This is a genomic window from Halomonas sp. 707D4 (assembly GCF_024158685.1).
Taxonomy (GTDB): Bacteria; Pseudomonadota; Gammaproteobacteria; order Pseudomonadales; family Halomonadaceae; genus Vreelandella.
Map to the genome: position 1 here is coordinate 1 of NZ_JAMZBD010000662.1, position 1,356 is coordinate 1,356.

Consider the following 1,356-nt stretch of genomic DNA (forward strand, 5'->3'; position numbering starts at 1 on the left):
CATCGTGCTCTACAACGTGCTTTCGGTATGGGTGCTCTCGGTCTACCAGCCCGGCCAGACCACGAACTGGCGCGCGATGCTCAAGAATATCGCCACCAATCCCTTGATCATCTCGGTCCTGCTGGCCATTCCCTTCACGGCGCTGTCGATCGAGCTGCCGAGCTGGGTGATGACCTCGGGCGACTATTTCGCCTCGCTGACGCTGCCTTTGGCGCTGATCTGCATTGGCGCCACCCTGTCCGCGGCCAGCCTGCGCAGCGGCCATCAGGTCGCGCTCAGCTCGAGCTTGATGAAAATGGCGATCCTGCCGGCAATCTCCACCGTGGCGGCCTGGGGTTTGGGATTCAGCGGCCCGCAGCTGGGGCTTCTGTTTCTGTTCTTCGCAAGCCCCACGGCGGCGGCCAGCTTCGTGATGACCAAGGCGATGAACGGCAACGTGACCCTCGCCGCCAACATCATCGCCCTGACCACCTTGATGGCGAGCATCAGCATCACCCTCGGCATCTTCCTACTTCGCCTGGCCGGCTGGATTTGACCCGCCCGGTTGGCCTGGCGCCGGCACCGCGCTATACTACGCGCCCCATCCAAGCGACAAGTCCCTGTAGCTCAGTAGGATAGAGCAGCCGCCTCCTAAGCGGCAGGTCGCAGGTTCGACTCCTGCCAGGGACGCCATTTTTTGTTCTCCATCTCTTTATAGCGCGATACGTAAGTGATCGAGCAGCCAACGTCTGCCCGTTCACGGTAATCGAATAACGTATGACTTCAACTACGCCCCGCCTTCGTGCGGGGCGTTCGCGTGTGACGCCAGCCCGATGGAGAGGGCGCGCCTTGTGAAGCTGACAGCGGCGTGCAGGGCACCGTTGCCACCCCGGCACCCACCGACCGCGATCGACGCCGCGCCAATGCTGGGCTGGCTGGTGAAAATGGGTGCATGTAAATCATGTGAATTCATGCTGGGTTATGCACATTTAAGGGATGGGATGGGTAGCAATAATCTAAAGCTGGGCTGTCGGTTGGCCGATAGCTAAACAGGACATTCCTAACAAGATCCTGTAGAGCTAAAGCATACCAGCGCAGAATGGTCTAAAGTCGCAGCTAAACGGGTTGCACAGGTATATAGAAATGGGCAATACTGCTATAAATAATTAAAGTAGGGGGTTGCCAATATTCATTCGCTAATAAGATGTTTTAATAACCAAAATACTGATAGTTCATATTTAATATACCAATCTTTTGTAATACAGGCCTATCACTGTTCATAAACCTAAGTCGTCATCTAGTGATTCGATGTAGGTGCTAAAAGGTGCTAAAAGGTGCTAAAAGGTGCTAAAAGGTGCTAAAAGGTGCTAAAAGGTG

The 1,356-nt window shown here is 55.2% G+C and carries 1 protein-coding gene and 1 tRNA gene; both read left to right on the forward strand.

Going from position 1 to position 1,356, the window contains the following annotated elements; translation table 11 throughout:
• Positions 1-535, forward strand: a 535-nt coding sequence (locus BIS11_RS17705; protein ID WP_253586743.1) for an AEC family transporter, incomplete at its 5' end; no start/stop codon positions are given.
• Positions 536-595: 60 nt separating this feature from the next.
• Positions 596-672: transfer RNA gene (locus BIS11_RS17710), tRNA-Arg, on the forward strand.
• Positions 673-1,356 lie beyond the last annotated feature (684 nt).